We start from the raw sequence: 20,208 nt of genomic DNA on the forward strand, positions 1-20,208 counted from the left end.
GGCGCACCTCGCGTGCGCCCTCGTCCACGCAGACGTTGCGACCACGCACGCAAAGAGTTTTCGCATACAAGGGCGCGCTGCAAGGCGCGCCCCTTCATGCGCCTTCAAAATAACGCCTGAAATTTCCTGACGCGACGCAGCGCGATCATCACGCCAACAGCGCCGAGCCAGAGCAGGCTGGGAGCGCCGCCGCCACCACCACCGCTGGAACTCCCGTCGTTGTTGTTATTTCCGCCATTGCCTCCGGAGCCGTCGCCGACGGTGAGCGTGGCGGCAAAGCTGGTGGCACTGCCTTTTGGATTGGTGGCGACACAGCGATATTGCATACCGCTTAGTTTGGCGGTGGCCGCGGTGATGACGAGCGTGTCGGTGGTGGCGCCACTGTAGAGAGCGGAGTCCGAAATATCCGCCCAAGACCTGCCGTTGGTCGAGGATTGCCAGCGCAATGACGGCGCAGGATCGCCCGAGGCGGCAACGGTGAATGTGACGTTCCATCCGGGCGAAACGGTTTGCGTGGCGGGCGGCGTTTTGATTGCAGGGCCGTCCCCGACAATATGAAAAGGGATGTTTGAATCCGCGCTCACGCCATCCCCCAACTGCCCGTAGAAATTGTATCCCGTTACCCAAAGCGTGCCGTCGTTTTTCACAAACAGGCTGTGATTGTATCCAGCGGCGATGTCTTTGATATCGGTGGCGACTTGCACGGGGCGGGATCGGGAGTGAACCACACGCGTTCCATCACCCAACTGCCCGTAAAAATTATTTCCCATAGCCCAAAGCGTGCCGTCGATTTTTACAAACAGGCTGTGATACTTTCCGGCAGCCATGGCACTGACGTTGGCGGCTATTTGAGTGGCGGGCTCGTCGTTCTCAGTGTAATTAATCCAAGCACGACCATTGCCCAATTGGCCGTATTCATTGTGCCCAACAGTCCAAAGTGTGCCGCTGCTTTCTAAAAACATACTATGTAGTGATCCAGCAACCACAGTAGAAAAGGAGACATCAGGGGGACCCACTTGCCCCGAAGTATTTGGAACAATGTTCCATCTGCCCAACTGGTTATAAAAATTATATCCCATGGCCCAAATCGTGCCATCGGTTTTTCTAAACAAGCTGTGAAATTCTCCAGCGGCCACAGTGGAAACATTGCTGCCCACTTGCACGGGTGTGATTCTATCCTCTTGTGTGCCATCCCCCAACTCGCCGTGGCGATTGTTCCCCATGGCCCAAAGCGAACCGTCGTTTTTCACAAACAGGCTGTGATATCCTCCGCCCGCGATGGCGATAACGCCTGTGGCCACTCGCACCGGTGTTTTTCGATCTGTAGTCGTGCCATCTCCTAACTGGCCGTAAATGTTAAGACCCGCAACCCAAAGCGACCCGTCATTTTTCACATACAAACTATGGTATTTCCCCGTGGCTGCGGCAACAACCCCAGTGGCTATTCGCACGGGCGTTTTTCGATCCGTGGTCGTGCCATCTCCCAACTGACCATAAACATTGAGCCCCATAGCCCAAAGCGACCCGTTATCCTTCAGAAACAGACTGTGATGATCCCCGGCAGTTGCTGCAATGACGTTGGTGGCCACTTGTGCGGGAATGCTCCGGCCTGTGTTGGCACCATCGCCTAATTGGCCCGCGTCGTTATATCCCATACCCCAAAGTGAACCGTCACTCCTCACAAACAGGCTATGTTGACTGCCGGCTGCCACGGCAGTGACTCCGGTTGTCACTTGCACGGGCGTGCCGCGAATTTCGCCGAGGCCCTCTGTATTCCCCAGACGACCCGAGGTGTTGTCTCCCATGGCCCAGAGAGAGCCGTCGTTTTTCACAAACAGGCTGTGGTTGTATCCGGCGGCCACGGCAACGACACCAGTGGCTATCTGCATATCGGCAATGGAAACATCATCCATCGGTCTGCTGTATAACGAATTGTCTTTGTAATAGCCCATACCCCAAAGCGAACCGTCGTTTTTTATATACAGGCCGTGATATTTTCCCACAGCCACGGCAGCGACATCGGAGGCCACTTGTTTGGGGGCAAAAGCAGTGGGTGCCTCGGAATCATCTGATATCGAAGTGCCGTCAAGCAGGTAAAACCAGTGCCCGTAGACAACGCTGTATCCCATGGTCCAAAGCGTGCCATCGGTTTTCACAAACAAGGTGTGATATTCCCCGGTGGCCACGGCCACAACGTCCGTGGCCACTTGCACCGGCAGCCTATAATCCGAAGTTGGAGCATCCCCTAATGGCCCCAAGTTGTTATATCCCATGCCCCAAAGCGAGCCGTCGTTTTTCAGAAACAGACTGTGGTTGTTTCCGGCTGTCACAGAAGAGACATTCGTAGCCACCTGCACGGGTGTTCTTTGTATCGTGGTCGTGCCATTGCCCAATTGGGCGTCATAGTTGCCGCCCATGGCCCAAAGCGTGCCGTCACTCTTCACAAACAGACTATGGTAATAGCCGGCAGCCACATCAATAACACCGGTGGCTATTTGCACTGGCGTGCTTCGATTTACAAGATATCCGGAAGAGCCATCGCCCAGCTGCCCCTCGCTATTATCGCCCATTGCCCAAAGCACGCCGTCATCGGTTATATACAGCGTGTGCTTATAACCTGTGGCGACCTTGGCGATTTTGGCGGCGTTCACCTGTGGCGCGGTGGCGGCCAAGGCCAGAAGGCAGAAGCCGGAAGCCAGAACGTGAAGAATGGAGCGCGGGGACATTTTTGTGAATGCGAGGAGTTTCATGCGCGGGCGAGGTATGGGTTTTGCTTTCAACAGCTGGTTCGGCGCCGAACCAGCACTAAATGATTCATGCGCGGAGAGTGTTTTTGCAATCAGGAAATCCTGACGGTTGCCGGTAGCCCGTCCGCGATTGCGCGCGGCGGCATTACCGAATGCGCCCCGTCAGCGCGGGTTGTTCTTGAAGAACTCGGCGACGGGCGTGCCTTCGGGAGCCCATTTTTGGGCGTTTTTGAACCATGCGGCGGCTTTTTTTGGTTTGCCGCTTTGGTTGTATGCTTGCGCGAGATTGAAGGCGACTTCGCTCTTTTGAGCCAGGTCGGTTTCCGGACACAGTTTCAGGCAGCGGTGATATTGCTCGATGGCCTTGTCGTAGCGTTTTGATTGAAGGAGCAGGTAGGCGTATTCGCGGTTCACAAAAAAATCGTCGGGCAAATCCTTGACCGCGCGAACAAGCACGCGCTCGGCGGCGTCCGCGCGCCGCAGTGCGTTGTAGGAGTAGCTCAATTCGAAAAGCAGTTTACCATTCGTGGGCTCAAGCAAATACGCGGGCTCCAGAAAAGTAAGCGCCTTTTCGTATGCGCCAATGTGGTTGTATGCCCAGCCCCATCGCACTTTGTGATAAATGCTGTCCGAGTCGGTTTTGTAGTATTGCAGCCAGTCGGGAGTGTTCGGTTTGCCAAGCGCCTTGATGTCCTCGGGCGATAAACGCGCCACGAGATAATCACGCTGGATGCGACTTTTCAACATGGGCTGGGACATCGCGCTGTCGTCATGCGGTTGGATCGCTCCGTTTTTCGTCACGCTGAAACTCCCGCCCATGTGGAAGGTGAAACCCGCCTCCGAATCAATGTAGATGAAGCCATACATGAAGGTGTTTTCACCCGGTTTGGTTGGCGGCAACGCCACCCAGCGATCCTCATTTTCGGTGACACTGGTTGTGAATTGAAGCCGTTGCTTGAGCGTATCGAGAACGACAGGGAGTTTGCCATCGCCGTCGAAGTTGATGCTGCTCGCGGCCAGATCGACGACGATGCGCTTGAAGCCAAACTGCCGCAGGTGCACTTCGAGTTCATCGACCAAGGGTTTGTAGGACGTTTCACCGCTTGTGTGCGCGCGTTTGTCCAATGTCACTCGCACAAAATCGCGCTCGAATGGGAACGCGCGCATGAAATTAAAAAACACATCCTTTGAAACCTTCGGCGGCAGACGCACAGTGCCTGAGTGTTGCGGGATAGACGCGCTCCAATCGTCCCAGCTCCGAAAGTTGAAATGCACGCTTTCTTTTGTATCCGCCGTTTTCGAATCGGCAAACGCAACACCGGACAAAAACAAAAAACTCAAAAGCAGGGCGGCGGGGTGTTTCATTTCACAGAATAGCAAGCACAACCCCTTGTTTTTCTCCATCCAATATTTCTGCCGAGTGCCGTCCCTGCGGTTTGGATTTCGCGCGTGGTTTTTCACCGTGTTGCGCGGCATATTCAACTCACCTTGTGCATTTTCATGTTTTCCAAGCTTTGCAAGTGGCACGGAAAGCGTGCATTGATGTCTGTCCATCGCATTTGCCATATAACACATGTCCGCCGACGCCACGCAGCCAGATTCCCTTTCACCTGCCATTGAGGTGCAAAACCTCGTCAAATCTTACGCGGGGTTTCTTGCCGTCAATAATGTCAGCTTCACGGTGCGGCGCGGCGAAATCCTCGGGTTTCTCGGGCCCAATGGCGCGGGCAAATCCACCACCATGCGCATCCTCACCGGCTATCTGCCGGCGACTTCCGGCGTGGCGCGGGTTTGCGGCGTTCCGGTCGCCACGCGTCCGGAGGAGGTCAAGCGGCTCATTGGTTACATGCCCGAAAACAATCCGCTGCCCGAGGATATGCGCGTTTCCGAATATCTTTATTACCGCGGGCGACTCAAGGAGCTCGGCCGGCGCAAACTCTCGTCCCGCATCAACGAGGTCATGGAACTTTGCGACCTCGGGCGCGAACGGCACCGCATTATCGGCAAGCTTTCCAAGGGGTTTCGCCAGCGCGTGGGCATTGCCGAGGCGATTCTTGCGGAACCGCCCGTGATCATCATGGACGAGCCGACGATCGGACTCGATCCGCATCAAATCCAGCTCGTCCGCGATCTCATCGACAGTTTGCGCGGAAACATGTCGGTCATCATTTCGTCGCACATTCTTCCCGAGATCGAAGTCACCTGCGACCGCGTGCTCATCATCAACCAGGGACGCATCGTCACGATGGGCACGCCCGCCGAGTTGCGACGCGACATCATCGGCCATTCCGTTTACAAACTCGAAATCGCCTGCGACGTCGAACAACTCGGCCCCGCGCTCGCGGTTTTCGAACCCAGCATAAAAATCAGCGAGACCTCCGCGCCCGACGCGGACGGCTTTCGCATAATCTACATCACCACCGATCGCGACGAACCCATTGGCGAATCGCTTTTGCAACTGCTCAGGGCCGACGACCGTTTTCGGTTGCGCGGCCTCTCCCGCGAGAACCCGACGCTCGAGGATGTTTTCCTTGTCGCCACCCGGCGCAGCCGCGACATCATTGACGCGCCGAAAAAACCAAGAAGGTAAGTCCGTTTCCTTTTCACATTTTTCCATTCCGCATTCCGAACTCCACATTCCGCATTTCACACATGCGCCACTTCTTCACCATTCTCAGCCACGAAATTCGCATGCTGCTGGTCAATCCCGGCACCTACATTGCGGCGGTGTTTTTTCTGGGAGTCATGGGTTCCATCTTCATCGACCTGCTCAACCTTTACAGCGCCGTTCCGCAGGAGACATCGCCGGCGACGGTGTTTTTCCGGCTTTTCTGGGTGCCCGTTCTTTTCATGGTGCCGCTCCTCACAATGAAAAGCATCTCCGAGGAACGGCGGCACGGCACGCTTGAGACGCTGCTCACCTCGCCCGTCTCCACCACCGAGGTCGTGCTCGGCAAATATGGCGCGGCGTATTTTCTCTACATTCTCCTTTGGGGATCGACGGCGGTCTTTTTCTACATCCTGCAAAAATTTGCCGGCGACTCGCGCTTTCTGGACGCGGGCCCGCTCATTGGCGGATACCTTTTCATCGCGGTTTCCGGACTTTTCTTTGTCGCCATCGGCATCCTTGCCAGCTCGCTTTCGCGCAACCAGGCCGTTTCCGGATTTCTCTGCTTCACGCTCCTCGCGCTCATCCTCGGGCTGAACTTTGTTTCCAACGCCGATATTTTCAGCAATGAAACACTTTCGCCCTTCAAGTCGATCGTGCAGCGCGCGCAGATATTCCAGCACCTCGATGATTTCAGTCGCGGCATCATCGACACACGCCAGCTTCTTTTCTACGTCAGCGGCGCCACGCTCACCCTCATCCTCAGCATCCTCGGCCTTGAGGCTAAAATATTGCATAGCTAACCGATGAAATTCTTTGAAAGCTTTCGCGCCACGCGCTGGTTGCGCAGCACAAACCTGGTTCTTCAGGCGTTGCTGTTCGTGGCGTTTTTCGGCGGGCTGAACTACCTTGCGCTCCAATACTCGTGGCGCTTCGACATCACGCAGCTTCGCAAGCACACGCTTTCCGCCGAGACGCGCGCCTACCTTACGCAACTCGACCAGCCGATTCGCGTTGTTGTCACCCTGCCGAAAAGCGCCTCGCCCGACGACCACGAGGCGCCCGCCGACCTCGACCAGATCAACAACGACGTCGCCGGCCTTCTGCGCGAATACACTTACGCCCTCGAAACCAACGCCAAGGTGGATTTCCGCGTCGATTACATCGACGTTTACCAGCGCCCGCGCGAGGCCGAGCAACTCGGGCTCGAACCAAACGCCATTTACTTTTTCTCCGGCCAGCGGCCCAGAAAGGTCGGCGTCGACGCGCTCTATCGTTACAAAAACAACCAGCGCGTCGCCTTTCTCGGCGAGCAGGCGTTCACCGCCGCCATCCTCGGCGTTTCCAATCCCGAGCAGAAAAAAATCTATTTCCTTACCGGCCATGGCGAAATGGACCCCCACAGCGTGGATAACCAGCGCGGACTTTCAGAGATCCGCAACGCGCTCACCGCGCGCAACTACGCGCTCGACGCGCTCGACCTTTCACGCGCGCGCGCCATCCCCGACGATGCCGCGCTCATTATTTCCGTCGGCGCGCAATATTCATACGAAGCCCGCGAGCAGGAAATGCTCCGCCAATACATGGGCACCCGCGCCGGCCGCCTTATGCTTTTTACCGCGCCCGGCACCGATCCGACCGGCCTTGAGGACTTGCTCCGCGAGTGGGGCATCGTCGCCGACAACAACTGGATCTACGACCGTTCCACCTCCAGCCAGTCCGACATGAGCGGCGACCTCATCCTCACCACCGACACCCAGCATCCGATCACCCAGGCGCTCGCGGACAACAATCTCGCGCTCAAGTTCGGCGCAACCCGCTCGGTGCGGCCCGCGCCCTCGCGCGCGACTGATCCGAGCCTCTCCATCACGCCGCTCGTCCTCACCGCGCCCACGGCCTGGGGCGAGGTTTCCTACCGCACCATGCGCCGCGGTCGTGCGCCGCGTTATGATGTCGGCGCGGACCTGCCCGGCCCGCTCGCGGTCGTGACCGTTGCCGAGCGCGTCACCGCCAAGAGCGATTTGCCCTTCAGCATTCCCGTCGGACGGCTCGCCGTTTTCGGATGCTCCGATTTTATCGCCAACGGCCGCCTTGGCACCCGCGCCAATAGCACCGTCTTTTTCTCAACGCTCAATTGGATCACCGACAGCGACACGCAATTCAACATCCCCGCCCGGCCCATAGAAAGATTCCAGCTCGCCCTCAGCCGGGACCGGCTCTCACGCCTCCGCTACATCCTTCTTTTCGGCGCGCCCGGAGCGTTCGCCATCCTCGGCTTCATCGTCTATTGGACGCGACGGCGCTGATGCTGAATGCATAATGAACAATAAATTTTCTCCATGAGAACAAAGATCACCATAGTGCTGCTTTTGCTCAACGCCGCGCTTTTTTATTACATTTTCTACGTGCGCCAGCACGATATCGGCGACCGCGAAACCACCACCATTCTCGGCTCCGAGGCCTCGAATATCCAGGCCATCACGATAGAAGACCCCGACCAGCCTGGTTCGGCCATTCATCTCGTCCGGCAGGGTGACAACTGGACCATTTCCTCCCCCGTCGAATGGCCCGCCAACCCCTTCGCCGTTCGCCCCATCATCGCCGATCTGCAACGTCTTTATTCCATAACCAGCTTCACAGTTCAGGATCTCGTCAAAAGCGGGCAAACACTCGACGAATACGGCCTCGAAAAACCCAAACGCATCCTCACCTTCACCCCGGCCTCGCTTCCCGGGCTTCCCGTAAATCCCGTCACGCTCAAAATCGGCGCCCCCACCCAGGCCGGCAACCGCCTCTACATCCTCTCGCCCGACGGCCAGCGCGTTCACATCGTCATGCGCTCCCTTGCCGAAAGCCTCAACGTCAGGCTCGACACCCTGCGCGCCGACACGCTCTTCACAATCGATGTCTTTGAGGCGCGCTCGCTCAACATCGAGCCCGCCGCCGGCTCGCGCGTCCGCTTCCGTCGTGACAATGAGCGCTGGGCCCTCGAGGCGCCCATTCAGGCCCGCGCCAGCAAGACCGGCACCGAGATCACCATCAACGACCTGCGCGGGCTCCGCGTTGACCGCTTTCTCGACACGGCCGACACCGCCGCGCCCGCCCGCGACAGCCTCGCGCTTCCCGCCCTCCGCGTCACCGTCGAGGGCAACAACCGCTCCGAAACCCTGCTCATTGGCGACCGCCTTGAAAAGGCCCCGTCCGCCGCCTCAGGCGGAGAAGACACGGAGCCCGCCGCCGAATACTACGCCCAGCTCGACGGACGCAAAGCCTACTTCATCGTTCGCATTCCCGACATCCTCGTCAAAACCCTGCGCGACGCGCAGCAAGACCTTCGCGACCGCCACATCCTCGACTTCAACCGCGCCAACGTCACCTCCATCACGATCGCCGCCGCGCAACAAACCGAGGTTGTCCTCCAGCGACTCGAGGCCACCGGCAACCCCGAAAGCGCGCCCTGGCAAATCATCCGCCGCACCGACCACGGACCGCAAATCACGCCGGCGGATCACGACGCCGTTGTCAGGCTCCTCGACTCGCTCGCCGGCCTGAGGGTTCTCCAGGATGGCACCGAGGGAAAAGGTTTTGTCAACGACGCCCCCTCCGACGCCGAAAAGGAAAACTATGGCTTCACCATGCGACCCGCCCGCGAGATCACGCTCAACTTTGCCGCCGCGCCCGCCCTCACCCTCCAGGTCGGCTCGGGCGCGAGCACGGTCGCCGAGACGGCCGGCAACACCTACGCCCGCGTCACCAACCAAAACTACATCTACCGAGTTTCCCCCGACATCCTCGACGAGCTGCCCGCCAACCCGCTCGCCTATCGCGACCGCGTCATCCGCGAACTGCCCGCCGGCGCGCAAATCACCGCCCTCAAACTCACCGATCTCGCCAGGCGTGTTGTTGTCATGGACGCCGCGTTTCCCCTCGAACCCGGCACCGTTGGTCGCGAGGCCATCGAATCGCTCTCCGCGCAACTCCGCACCCTTCGCGCCAAACGGTTCACGTCCGACGATTTTGCGAACACCATTTACGTTGCGGGAGAGGAGCGCTCGTGGGCCTACCAGCTCGAAATGACCATCACCCTGAGCGGCGGCGCGGCGGCGCGCACCGACACGGACAGCCTGTTTGTCGCGGCCCGCTCCGGCGGCACGACCCAATACATCGGCTCGCCGCAATACCGTGTGATTTTTGAGGCCGAGCAATCCCTGATCGACGCCCTGCATACCATTACCTACGGCCCCCGCGACCCCGGTCCGCCTGAGCCGTCGAAATAACTCCCGACAACTCCAAAAAAGCCAATCAACACACATCCCAACAATGGAGCCCCACCCCCCTCAACTACCGCCGGCGCAGCCGCCAAATCAAAACGTTCTTCCACCACCCGCTCCCGCCCCGGCCAGCCGCCAGTCGCATTCCGGCCTGGGTATTGCGTCGTTCGTTCTCTCCATCATCAGCGGCATGGCGTTGTTTTGCGTGGTGCTCGCCGCCGGGGTCATTGAAAGCAGCACGCCCGGAGGCATGGATGAATCATCACCGCAGGCCATGGTTGTGGGCTTGTTTCTTTTTGCGTTCATGGGGCTGGCATTGCTGGCGGCGGGGCTTGGCGTTGGCGGATTGTGCCAGAAAAATCGCCGGAAAATCTTCGCGATTCTCGGTGTGGCCTTTTCCGGCGCCGCGATTGTGCTTGTGATGGGGCTGATGATTTTCGGACTGATGGCTGGATGAACCGGGGCGGATTGTTCCGCCCTGTTTTTTTGATCTTCACAATTTCGCCGGTTTTCCGAATAAACAAAACCGTGCCCAATCCCCGCAATCCCCGCGCCATGAACATAATGAAAAAAACATCGAAAGTCATATTCACCAAATCCCTCGCGTTTGCCGCCGGCATCGCACTCGCCCTGATTTGCGCCGTCGCGCCACTTCACGCGCAAAGACATGCCGACCCGCAAAAACTCGCGAACCCGGATTCGTTTTCAATGATCCTCCTCGGCGATCCGCAGGGTTACACAAAATACGACATCAACCAACCCATCTTTGAGCTCTGCACGGCGTGGATCAGCGACAACATCAGCCGCCTCAATATAAAAGCCGTGCTGTGCACCGGCGACCTCGTTGAGCAAAACGAGAACATCATCCTCAACCGGAAAATGCTCAACCAAACCAGCCGCGAAATGTGGCAGTCCGCCTCGCGCTCACTCGCGCGCCTCGATAACAAGGTTCCCTACATCGTCTCCTGTGGCAACCACGACTACGGTTACAGGTCCTCCGAGAATGGCATGACGCGCTTCCCCGAATATTTTCCCATCGAGCGCAACTCCACATGGCGCGACACCTGCGTCGCCGCCCTCCCGAACCGCAACGGCATCCCCTCGCTCGAAAACGCCGCCTTTGAGTTTTCCGATGAAAAATGGGGCAGGCTGCTGGTCATCACCTCCGAGTTTCACCCGCGAAACGAGGTGCTCGACTGGGCGAAAAAACTCGCCTCGTCCAAAAAATACGAAAACCACACGGTCATATTTATGACGCACAGTTTTCTCACCAACGGAAAAGACAGCCGCCGCATTGAAAAGGAGAAATACAAGCTCATCGACAACAATGGCGCCGACATTTGGGAAAAACTCATTCGCTCCACGCCCAACATCCGCCTCGTCATTTGCGGCCACACCGCCAACGGCAAGGGCAAGTTCGAGGACAACGTCTCCTATCGCGCCGACGCCAATGACGCCGGCAAAACCGTGCACCAAATGATGTTTAACGTGCAAACCCTCGGCGGCGGCTGGGAGGGCAACGGCGGCGACGGCTGGCTGCGCATCCTCGAATTTCTCCCCGACGGCAAGACCATCGCCGTGCGCACTTATTCGCCTCTGTTTGGAATCTCGCCGTCCACAAAACACCTCGCCCACCGCACCGAGCCGTTCGACCAGTTCGAAATGACAATCGAGCGCTGATCTGCGCGTGTGTTCGATGCGTTCAGTCGCTTGGTAGGGCGAACCCTCCGGGTGAGCCGGGAATTTTTCGACCCACCCGGAGAGTTCGCCCTACCAAAACAGCCACGTCATATCCATGGCCGCTGTTTTGGGTTTATTTCTTTTTCGGTTTTGCGTTGGCGAGCCGTTCGGTCGCGGCTTTCACGTCGTCGTTGGCGGCGTTTTTGCGAAGGTAATCCAGCGCCGCGGACTTCGTGCCGACGCGCTCCATCAATGTGACGAGCATTGTTTGCGCGAGCAGTCGCTCGTGGTCATCGTTGGCTGCCTTTGAAATCGAGACGAGCGCATCAACCGCGAGGGGGCTTTTCCAGGCCCCCAGCGTTTTGATGGCGTCGCTTCTCAGTTTTCCCGCGTGGGCGCGCGTGCACAGGGCGATGGCGTTTTCGCTGTCATGCAAGGGGGCGAAGCGCAGCCAGAAGGCTTTTGCGGGCGCGGCGGTTTGCGCGTAGGCGTTTTCCACCGCGGCGAACATCGCCGGCGTGAACACGGCTTGCGAGATGCGCATGAGCGCGCGCTGCATCGCGGTGCGCAGCGATGCGCTCGTTTCGACGGGAAGGCGGCGGGCGATTTCGCAGAAAACATATTCGTCGGCGAGGGATTCGCAGACTTTCAGCATGGCGCGTTTTTCGTCCGCGTTTGCCGAGTCGTAACCGGCGAGAAACTTGCGCCCGAAATGCGACAAATCCATCAGCGCGAGCGCGGATGCCGCCAGCTTTGACACGGACGAATCCCGAGAGCCGAGCGCGCCCGCCAGCGCGTCCGCGCGCGAGGGCAAGGGGGCTTGCGCCAGGTAAATCGCCATCTGTGCCGCCTGCTCCTTGTCGAGCATGGGGGCGAATGAAAGGAGGCGCGTGAGCGTTTGCGCGTCCTTCGTTTCTTTTGAAAAGGCGCATCCCAGCGCGAGCGCGAGTTCCGGCGTCGCGGGGTCTAGCGCCCACAAATTCATTTCATTTTTGCCGCGCGCCAGCAGCGCGTAAACCAGCCTCGGTTTCATTGGCTCGCTGAAGTTTTCAAACACCAGGTAGGCGGGCAGCGGTGTTTCCGGGTGGCTGCCCAGGTAATCAATCAGCAGCGCCTGGTCTTGCGCGGACGCCGGCAGCGCGGACGGGATGGAAAGCTGCTTTTCCGCGATAATCGAGGTGCCGCGTTTTGTGTGCGCGAGGGCTTCCGCCAGGCGCGAGCGCACCGATTCATCCTTTTCGGCGGCGATGATTTTTTCGAGCCGCTTCGCGCCGGCTTTTTGCATGCCGACGGCCTGGACCAGTTGCGCGAGCATCATTCGGTAGCGCGGAGTGCCCTTCCCTCCCGCAATCTCGTCGAGCAGCGCCTTCTCCATGCGCGCGCAAAAATCCTTGTCGTTGTTGTGATAATACACGGCAAAAACCAAATCGTTGATGGCCTTTGTTTCGGTTTCGCCGGAGCCAAAATCGCATTGCTGGAGCTGCCGCACTTGCGCCATGTCGGGGGCGGGATACAGCGGTTGCGACTGCGCATGGCAAACGCATGTGACCGCCAGCAATAGTATCAAGGGTGTGATGATTTTTTTCATAAAATATTATTACATTTAATTGTATTACAATTTTCGGGTGCTCGGGATCGGAAGCCGGGCTCCTTAGATCTTCGCCCATTCACCCCTGTTTTCGCGCCACAGGAAACGATTCGCCACCTCGTCGCCGACAAAGCTCCGCGTGCGCCAGTCCCATTCGAGGCTGCGTCCGAGCTGGTGCGCGATGTTGCCGATGAGGCACATGTTGCAACTCGACTGGCCGACCTCCGGCGGGCAGATCGTCGGGCGGCCCGTGAGCACCGCGTCGATGAAGTCGCGCCGATGGTCGTTGGACACTTGCACGGGATTGTTTCCGTCGCCGAAACGCACGTTGCGAAGCGACGGTTTGTTCACCCAAAACCGGCCGCCGCGCGCGCAGGATGCCGTGGCCTCGGTGCCCACGAACGTGACCATGGTCGCCTTGCCGGAATTGCGTTTCACCTCGTCGGGGCATCCGTAACGAACCTTCGTGCCGTTGGCGAATGTGTAGGAAATGTGCTTTGTGTCCGCCGGCATTTTCGGGTTCGGGCTTGGGAAAACCTCGACGTATTTCGGCCCCTTGCCATCGAGCCCGAGCCCCCAGAGCGCGATGTCGAAATGGTGCGCGCCCCAGTCGGCCTGCAAACCGTTGCCATACTCGATGTGCCAGCGCCACTCGCCCCAGGGATAACCGTAGGGTTTCGGCGGCGTGCCTCCCATCAAAGGAGGCAAAAAGTGCGACGTGTAAGGTCGCATGACCGCCGGCCCGACCCACATTTCCCAGTCCATGCCCGCGGGCAGTGGCTCCGCCGGCCAGTTGTAATCCGTCGGATACCAGCGCCCGAAATCGCACCACACCTCCTTGATGTCGCCGAGCATTCCCGTGCGGGCAAGCTGCACCGCCCGGCGGAATCCCGAATCGCTCCGCTGTTGCGAGCCCGTTTGGAAAACAACGCCGCTTGCGCGCACCGCGTCCACGACGCGCTGGCCTTCCTCGATCGTAAAGGTCATCGGCTTTTCGCAATAGATCGCCTTGCCCGCGCGCGCCGCGAGTATCGACATGATTGCGTGCCAGTGGTCGGGTGTCGCAATAACCACCGCGTCGATCGTGGGGTTCGCGAGGAGCGCCCGGAAATCCTTGTAACCCGCCACGCTGATTTTTTCCCCGTATGCCTGCTCATATTTCGAGGCGATGTTTTTCTTTTCGTAGGCAATGCGCTCGTCGTCGACATCGCAAACGGCGGTGATCCGGCAGCGCTCGTCGTTGACGAAGGACCTTATGTGCGAGGACGCCATCCGCCCCAATCCAATGACGCCCACATTGACCAGCGAGTTGCGCGAGGATGCCCGTGCGAGCACGGCTCGCGGAAGCAACAGGGCTCCGCCCGCGGCCACCGCCGCTTGTTTTAGAAAATCACGGCGTGTCGCCAGTGTGTGTCGGGGAGTTTTCATAGGATAATTGGCTCTGGGTTAAAATTGCGCGCACGCAATTCGAGGGTTTTAGGCAAGCCATGGATGGCATTATTTTCATGAGCGGAGTCAATTGTGAAGACGAACCGGGGCAAAACGCGTTCGCCTTTCAACGCCGCCCCGCAAAATAAAAGTGGAAGCATTCGCCCCGGGTGCTTTTATTTCGCGCCATGCCATCGAAACCCATTCCCGGATCGACTGGTGAAGTGCTCACTTGCCTGCCTTCGCCCTACATTCCCCATGCCGCAACCGGGCTGCTTTACCTGCCGCGCTTCATCGCCAAGTGCAAATACGTGAAAACCCACGGCGCCCTGCCCGCCAGCTACGCGAAAAACTACAAGCGCGGGCTCGACCGTTTTCTCTGCCTCCATCTCGGCGTGGATCCGTCCGCGGTCGAGGAAATCGTGCACACCTCGACCGGCGACGCCGAAATTGACCGACGCTTGCTCGAACTTTTCCCAAGGGACACCCGCGCCGCAAAATGGAACCGCGACCTTGTGCAAAAAGGCATGACCGACGCCGGGCGGGATTTTTTGCGCGACGCGCTCACCGCAATGGGCTGCGCCGACCGTGCCGGCGAAATCAAAAGCGTGCCCGACTTGATCGATTTCGACGAAGGCCGGATCGAATAATTCGCAGTCTTCATATGTAGGGGCGTCGCTTGCGACGCCCGGTTTGATCCAAAAATTCGAGCAAGATCGCGACATTCGCAGCAAGATCGCGGGCGAAATAATCACGCGGCGTGATATTATCCGGCGTTCGTGAACATGCGGGCGCGCCAGTGCTCCGCGCGCGCGGCAATGTCGCGCCTCAAAATATAAACCGATAATATAATGAAAAAGGATAAACTGATTTTAATGGCCGCCTTGGTTTCCGCTTCGCTTCTTTTCTCCGCCTGCTCCGAAAACTCCGGCACGGTTAACAAGACCGCCGCCAAACCCGCCGGGAAAAGCGAGAAGGCGAGGGTTTATTATACATCGGAAATCAGCTCGCAAAGTTTGATAGCAATATACAAGGCGCTCGGTCGCGAGGCCAGGGGCAATGTGGCGGTCAAGCTGAGCATGGGCGAACCCGGGGGAAACAATTACCTCAAGCCCGCGCTTGTCGGGGATTTTGTCCGGCTTGTGAACGGCACGTTTATCGACGCGAACACCGCTTACGGGGGACGCCGCTCCACCACGGAGCAACACTTGCAAACCGCCCGGGATCACGGTTTCGCGGCAATCGCCCCGGTGGATATTCTCGACGCCGAGGGCGAAATCGACCTGCCCGTGGTCGGCGGCAAACACTTGAAGCGCGATGTCGTGGGCTCGCATTTTACGAAATATGATTTTGTCGTTAACCTGTCGCACTTCAAGGGCCACGCGATGGGCGGGTTTGGCGGCGCGCTCAAAAACATGTCGATCGGCATTGCTTCCGTGTCGGGCAAGTGCCTCATCCACACGGCGGGCGCGAGCAGCACGAACGCGTTTGAGAAGGTCGAGCAAAACCATTTTCTCGAATCGATGGCCGAGGCGGCCAAGGCCATCGCCGACCATTGCGGCGAAAATATTATTTATATAAGCGTGATGAACAATCTCTCCGTCGATTGCGACTGTGACGCCAGTCCGGAGGACCCCAAGATGGGCGACATCGGCATCCTCGCCTCGCTCGACCCGGTGGCGCTCGACAAGGCGTGCGTCGACCTCGTGTATGCGTCCAAGGATCACGGGAAAATACACCTAATCGAGCGCATGGAATCGCGCAACGGCATCCGCATTGTCGAGCACGCCGAGCAAATCGGCATGGGCACGACCAATTACGAACTCGTAAACTTGAGCCGGTAAGGATTCGCCGAAACGAACTACGCCTGCGTCCGGGAGCGCGGGCATCTTGCCCGCCGGTTTGAAGGCCTGTGCGGCGCGGCGCGCCGTCTTGCGGGCAGTATGCCCGCGTTCCCGGGTGCAAGGTGCGCCCCTGCAAGATGAAACGCGTTGACAAGCATGCTGAACTCCCGAAACAGGAGCGCGATTTTTTCTTGGCGCCAATCTATGCTGGCAATCCCGGCGCGGATTTCGCGTCCCATTTGTTTTTATATTAATATTTAATAATATTCTTCATGATTAATTATATTACGACAACCCTGTGTCGTTCCTTTCAGTGTCTGCGCAGATTTATTATTATATTTTCCGCAATAACACTAATGGCGGGCGCCGGTTTTGCGCAGCAGCGCGCGGATGATATTGTCACATTGCCCGGGGTTTCGGTTGACGCGGCGCGGCTGCCGGTGGCGCGGGCGTTGCGGGAGACGAGACAGGTTCCCGGCGGCGCGGGCGTGGTGGACGCGGCGGCGTTGCGCGGCGGGCGGCTCAACAGCCCCGCCGACCTTTTCTCGCTTCAACCGGGCGTGCTCGTGATGACGGCATTTGGCGGGATCGATCATCCGCGCCTGAGCATTCGCGGCGCGAGCATCCAGCGCGGCGGCGATCCGAGCGCGGGGCGCGGCATTTTGTTTTTGCAGGACGGGTTTCCGGTGAACTTCAGCGACGGCAGCTACGATTTTGTCGAGTTTCTCGATCCGGCGGGCATTGATCACGCCACGATTTTGCGCGGTGGAAACGCGCTCACGCTCGGCGCGACCGCGCTCGGCGGCGCCGTCGATCTGGTGTCGCCCGCGGGACGCGATGCGTCGGGCGGCTTGGTGCGCGGCGAGGCCGGCGGGCATGGTTATGCGCGCGGGCAGCTCTCGCTTTCGGGTGACGGAAAGGGGAGGGATTTTCATTTCGACGCCACGGGGTTCGCGCTCGACGGCTGGCGCGAATACAGCAGGCAGGAGGCGTCGCGCGCGCGGCTCAATTTCGGCATCGACCTCGGGCGCGGCTGGAGCAATCGCGTTTTTCTTTCCGCGATGCACAGTCGCGTGGAGGTGACCGGCGTGCAGACGCTCGCGCAGATCGACGCGGGCGACACCGCGGCGCTGCCCATCGCCATCATGGCGCAGATCGGGCGCGATTCGTCGCAATACCGTTTCGGCGACCGCGTCACCGGGCCGCTCGCCGGCGGCACGCTCTCGGCGGGCGCGGGCGTCGCGTATGTGGATTTCACTTTTGCGCAGGGCGGCAATGTCACGCGTTCGCGCAACACCGATGCCAGCCTCGACGCGAAGTGGACGCGGCGCGGCGAAGTTTTCGGCGGGCTCGCAAACACGCTCACACTCGGCGCGCGCGCGCAAATCGGCCGCCGCGACCAGCAGGTGTTTCTCAACGGCAGCGGTGTCGCCCCGAACCTCGGCGGCGTGCGCGGACTCATGCATTCCGACAACCGCCTGACCGCGGAAAACGGCACGCTCTGGATCGACAACCACCTCGGGCTCGGACGCGGTTTCACGCTCGTCGCCACGGCGGCGGTCACGCGCGCCAACCGCATCAACGAGGACCGCTTCACGGCGATTCGCGCCGGGCGGCCCGACAGCTCCGGCAGCGTTGGCACGGCAGCGTTTTTGCCGCGCCTCGCGCTGGTTTACGAATGCAAGGATGTGCAGTTTTTTGCCAACATCACGCGCGGATTCGAACCGCTCACATGGGACGCGTTGCTGACGACCCGCGGCGGCACGGGCTCGGGCGAGGCGCTCATCAACGGCTCCGATCCTCGCCGCGCCGTCGCCACCTCCCACTCGCCGCAACGCGCGATCACGGTCGAGGCGGGCATGCGCGCGCGCACGCGCCGCGTCGCGTGGGAGCTCACGGCGTATCGCTCGTGGGTGAGCAAGGAACTGCTCCTGCTCGCGACCGACGCATCCGGCGTGGCGACCCGTTTTGGCAACGCCGACCGCACCATCCACCAGGGCGTGGAGGCTGCCGCGGGCGTTGACCTGTTGCAAACCGCGGCGCATTCGCTCATCGCGCGCGCCAGCTACACATGGAGCGATTTTTATTTCGACGGCGATCCCGTCTGGCGCAACAACACCCTGCCCGTGATTCCGCCGCACTTCGCGCAATTCGCGCTGCGCTATCACCACGCGCGCGGCTGGTATGGCGGCGCGACGCTCACCTGGCAGCCGCGCGGAGGCTGGGCCGATTACGCGAACACATTGCGCGCCCCCGGTTACGCGACCCTCGACTTGCGCGCGGGCTACGCGCCGGCCAAGGGCATCGGATTTTTCCTCGATCTGCGCAATGTGCTCGGCCGCCGCCACGTCACCGGCATCAACGCCGGCGCGGGCAATCTCGGCGGCATGGATGCCGCGCGCTTTTTCCCCGGCGAGCCGCGCACCCTCTACGGCGGGGCGGAATTCCGCTGGTAAAAGCGGCGTTGTGTGCTTTATTGCGGGCACACAACCCGAAGAATCCATGAAATACATCATCGCAATCGTTCTCATCGCAATCGGCGGCTGGCTTATTTATTCCGGCTATCAAAAACAGGAATCGCTCAGCGGCTCGTGGAATTCAGTGAGCAGCAAAGTCGCAAGCAGCGTGGACGGCAAAACACGCGTCACCAATTACACCTGGTATTACATCGGCGGCGGCGCGCTGGTCGTCGTTGGCCTGGGCTCGCTCGCGCTTGGGCGGAAGAAGGGGTGAGGGCATTTATACTGTAACCCTATACTCCGTCGTTGACATTCAATACTGCAGCGCGAGCCTAAACGCCGTTTTCACACATACAATTCAAAACCATTTTGACCTGATATTATCGGCTGTTTGATAAAAGATTCTCCTTCAATCCATAACTCACAAAAAGAAAACAACCTATGCCTGACTATGTAAACACATTCATCACGCCCAGTTATATCGAGGAAATTATTACTAAGAAAGAAACCGGAAAGGTAGTTGGCACAATTCGAATTAAACCATCCGGACTTCTTTGGAAGCCTGCTGGTGCTCGCAGCTATTACAGTGTATCTCTTGATACATTTACAACGTGGATTACTTCAAGTGCTACAGCTGCAGCTAAAGTTAAAAGTTAAAAAGAGCCTAATCAGTAACCAAAAACAATGTGGATGAACGATTTAACATATCAACTCCATTGACTCTGCGCGGCTCATCTTTGAGCCGCCCCAGAAGATGTCCAAGAGCATTCACACTACCCGGCGCATAGTTAGTAAAGTTCGACGATTTAGTCTTGGATCGGCGGAATATAAAGATGCGGCACTTGAACCGTTATACGACGAACTCACAGAGAAGCGATATTTGAAGCGTAATGAGAAGCGTCGGCGTGCGGTCAACAAGGCTGGCGTGCCGATTTATGTTCATTCGCACATCCCGCGTCATGAAGATTCAAACCGTCCGTATGTCGCAATCACGCCGGTGACTGCGGAGGAGTGTGGTCGCGCACTTTCCGATATAAAAGAAATCCGCATTGATACCAATGCCCTTTCAAAAGGAGATTGATTGACAGCAAGTCCCTCGTAGGGGCGCACCTTGCGTGCGCCCTGGTATGCGAAAGACTGTGTGCGCATGAATGATAACGCGAGGGCGCACGCAAGGTGCGCCCCTACGAGCCCGCGGCTCATCCGTTGAGCGCGCGGGCTTCCTCGGCAAGGTCGCGCTCCATTTTGGCGCAGACGAGGCCGCATAGCTGGTCCACCACTGAATCCGCCAGCTCGTAATTCACAAATACCCCGGCGCGCGATTTTTTGACCAGGCGCGCCCCGTGCAGCACCGTCAGGTGCTTCGACACGTTCGCCTGGCTCAGGCCCGTCACCTCGACGAGCTCGCCCACCGACAGGGATCCCTCCTGCAACGCCTGCAGGAGCCGCAGCCGGGACGGCTCGGACAGGGTCGCAAACAACATCGACGCCCTCTGGAGCTGGGGCTCGGAGAGTTTCTTATTTGACTTTTTTTTCACGGACATGGCCCTTGACATATTACTGATTAGTTATATCGTTATAAG

General features: G+C 58.9%; 17 protein-coding genes. 12 read left to right on the forward strand and 5 right to left on the reverse strand.

Annotated elements, in window-relative coordinates; translation table 11 throughout:
* Window positions 1–104 precede the first annotated feature (104 nt).
* A complete protein-coding gene (locus tag M2103_RS09720) occupies window positions 105–2,750 on the reverse strand; it encodes an immunoglobulin domain-containing protein (protein WP_277510275.1) in 2,646 nt (881 codons plus the stop codon).
* Window positions 2,751–2,909: 159 nt separating this feature from the next.
* Complete coding sequence (locus M2103_RS09725; protein ID WP_277510276.1) at window positions 2,910–3,914, reverse strand: tetratricopeptide repeat protein; 1,005 nt, start codon at window positions 3,912–3,914, stop codon at window positions 2,910–2,912.
* A gap of 406 nt (window positions 3,915–4,320) precedes the next feature.
* Here M2103_RS09725 and M2103_RS09730 point away from each other — a divergent pair, with 406 nt between their 5' ends.
* The 6 genes from M2103_RS09730 to M2103_RS09755 all read left to right on the forward strand — a co-directional run bounded on the left by M2103_RS09730 (window position 4,321) and on the right by M2103_RS09755 (window position 11,306).
* Window positions 4,321–5,337 carry an ABC transporter ATP-binding protein gene (locus M2103_RS09730; protein WP_277510278.1) on the forward strand — a complete coding sequence of 339 codons (1,017 nt, stop codon included), beginning with the start codon at window positions 4,321–4,323 and terminating at the stop codon, window positions 5,335–5,337.
* Between the two features lie 62 nt (window positions 5,338–5,399).
* Window positions 5,400–6,158, forward strand: coding sequence for an ABC transporter permease subunit (locus M2103_RS09735; RefSeq protein ID WP_108824475.1), 759 nt, complete (start codon window positions 5,400–5,402; stop codon window positions 6,156–6,158).
* Between the two features lie 3 nt (window positions 6,159–6,161).
* On the forward strand, window positions 6,162–7,661 hold the full coding sequence (locus M2103_RS09740) for a GldG family protein (protein WP_277510280.1): 1,500 nt from the start codon (window positions 6,162–6,164) through the stop codon (window positions 7,659–7,661).
* A 33-nt stretch (window positions 7,662–7,694) separates the two neighbouring features.
* Window positions 7,695–9,632, forward strand: a complete 1,938-nt coding sequence (locus M2103_RS09745; protein WP_277510282.1) for a DUF4340 domain-containing protein — start codon at window positions 7,695–7,697, stop codon at window positions 9,630–9,632.
* 43 nt (window positions 9,633–9,675) lie between these two features.
* Window positions 9,676–10,083, forward strand: coding sequence for a hypothetical protein (locus M2103_RS09750; protein WP_277510284.1), 408 nt, complete (start codon window positions 9,676–9,678; stop codon window positions 10,081–10,083).
* Window positions 10,084–10,190: 107 nt separating this feature from the next.
* Entirely contained in the window at window positions 10,191–11,306 is a 1,116-nt protein-coding gene (locus M2103_RS09755) for a metallophosphoesterase (protein ID WP_277510285.1), read from the forward strand.
* Window positions 11,307–11,439: 133 nt separating this feature from the next.
* Here M2103_RS09755 and M2103_RS09760 read toward each other — a convergent pair whose 3' ends face one another.
* The gene (locus M2103_RS09760) at window positions 11,440–12,894 is read right to left on the reverse strand and encodes a hypothetical protein (RefSeq protein ID WP_277510287.1); all 1,455 of its coding nucleotides are present in this window, start codon (window positions 12,892–12,894) and stop codon (window positions 11,440–11,442) included.
* A 63-nt stretch (window positions 12,895–12,957) separates the two neighbouring features.
* On the reverse strand, window positions 12,958–14,322 hold the full coding sequence (locus M2103_RS09765) for a Gfo/Idh/MocA family oxidoreductase (RefSeq protein WP_277510288.1): 1,365 nt from the start codon (window positions 14,320–14,322) through the stop codon (window positions 12,958–12,960).
* A 188-nt stretch (window positions 14,323–14,510) separates the two neighbouring features.
* Between M2103_RS09765 and M2103_RS09770 the strand changes: the two genes are divergently transcribed.
* From M2103_RS09770 to M2103_RS09795, 6 genes are all read left to right on the forward strand, one after another.
* Window positions 14,511–14,972 carry a DUF5069 domain-containing protein gene (locus tag M2103_RS09770; RefSeq protein WP_277510289.1) on the forward strand — a complete coding sequence of 154 codons (462 nt, stop codon included), beginning with the start codon at window positions 14,511–14,513 and terminating at the stop codon, window positions 14,970–14,972.
* Between the two features lie 201 nt (window positions 14,973–15,173).
* Window positions 15,174–16,166 (forward strand): DUF362 domain-containing protein, encoded by a 993-nt coding sequence (locus M2103_RS09775; RefSeq protein WP_277510290.1) that lies wholly within the window; start codon window positions 15,174–15,176, stop codon window positions 16,164–16,166.
* 356 nt (window positions 16,167–16,522) lie between these two features.
* Window positions 16,523–18,622 (forward strand): TonB-dependent receptor, encoded by a 2,100-nt coding sequence (locus tag M2103_RS09780; RefSeq protein WP_277510292.1) that lies wholly within the window; start codon window positions 16,523–16,525, stop codon window positions 18,620–18,622.
* Between the two features lie 46 nt (window positions 18,623–18,668).
* On the forward strand, window positions 18,669–18,899 hold the full coding sequence (locus tag M2103_RS09785) for a DUF3185 family protein (RefSeq protein WP_277510293.1): 231 nt from the start codon (window positions 18,669–18,671) through the stop codon (window positions 18,897–18,899).
* A gap of 167 nt (window positions 18,900–19,066) precedes the next feature.
* Complete coding sequence (locus tag M2103_RS09790; RefSeq protein WP_277510294.1) at window positions 19,067–19,282, forward strand: hypothetical protein; 216 nt, start codon at window positions 19,067–19,069, stop codon at window positions 19,280–19,282.
* Between the two features lie 97 nt (window positions 19,283–19,379).
* Window positions 19,380–19,706 carry a hypothetical protein gene (locus M2103_RS09795; protein ID WP_277510295.1) on the forward strand — a complete coding sequence of 109 codons (327 nt, stop codon included), beginning with the start codon at window positions 19,380–19,382 and terminating at the stop codon, window positions 19,704–19,706.
* Window positions 19,707–19,824: 118 nt separating this feature from the next.
* Here M2103_RS09795 and M2103_RS09800 read toward each other — a convergent pair whose 3' ends face one another.
* Window positions 19,825–20,163: a metalloregulator ArsR/SmtB family transcription factor gene (locus tag M2103_RS09800; protein WP_277510296.1), complete on the reverse strand. Its 339-nt coding sequence runs from the start codon at window positions 20,161–20,163 to the stop codon at window positions 19,825–19,827.
* Between the last annotated feature and the right edge of the window lie 45 nt (window positions 20,164–20,208).

Source organism: Ereboglobus sp. PH5-5, assembly GCF_029504805.1.
Taxonomy (GTDB): Bacteria; Verrucomicrobiota; Verrucomicrobiia; order Opitutales; family Opitutaceae; genus Ereboglobus.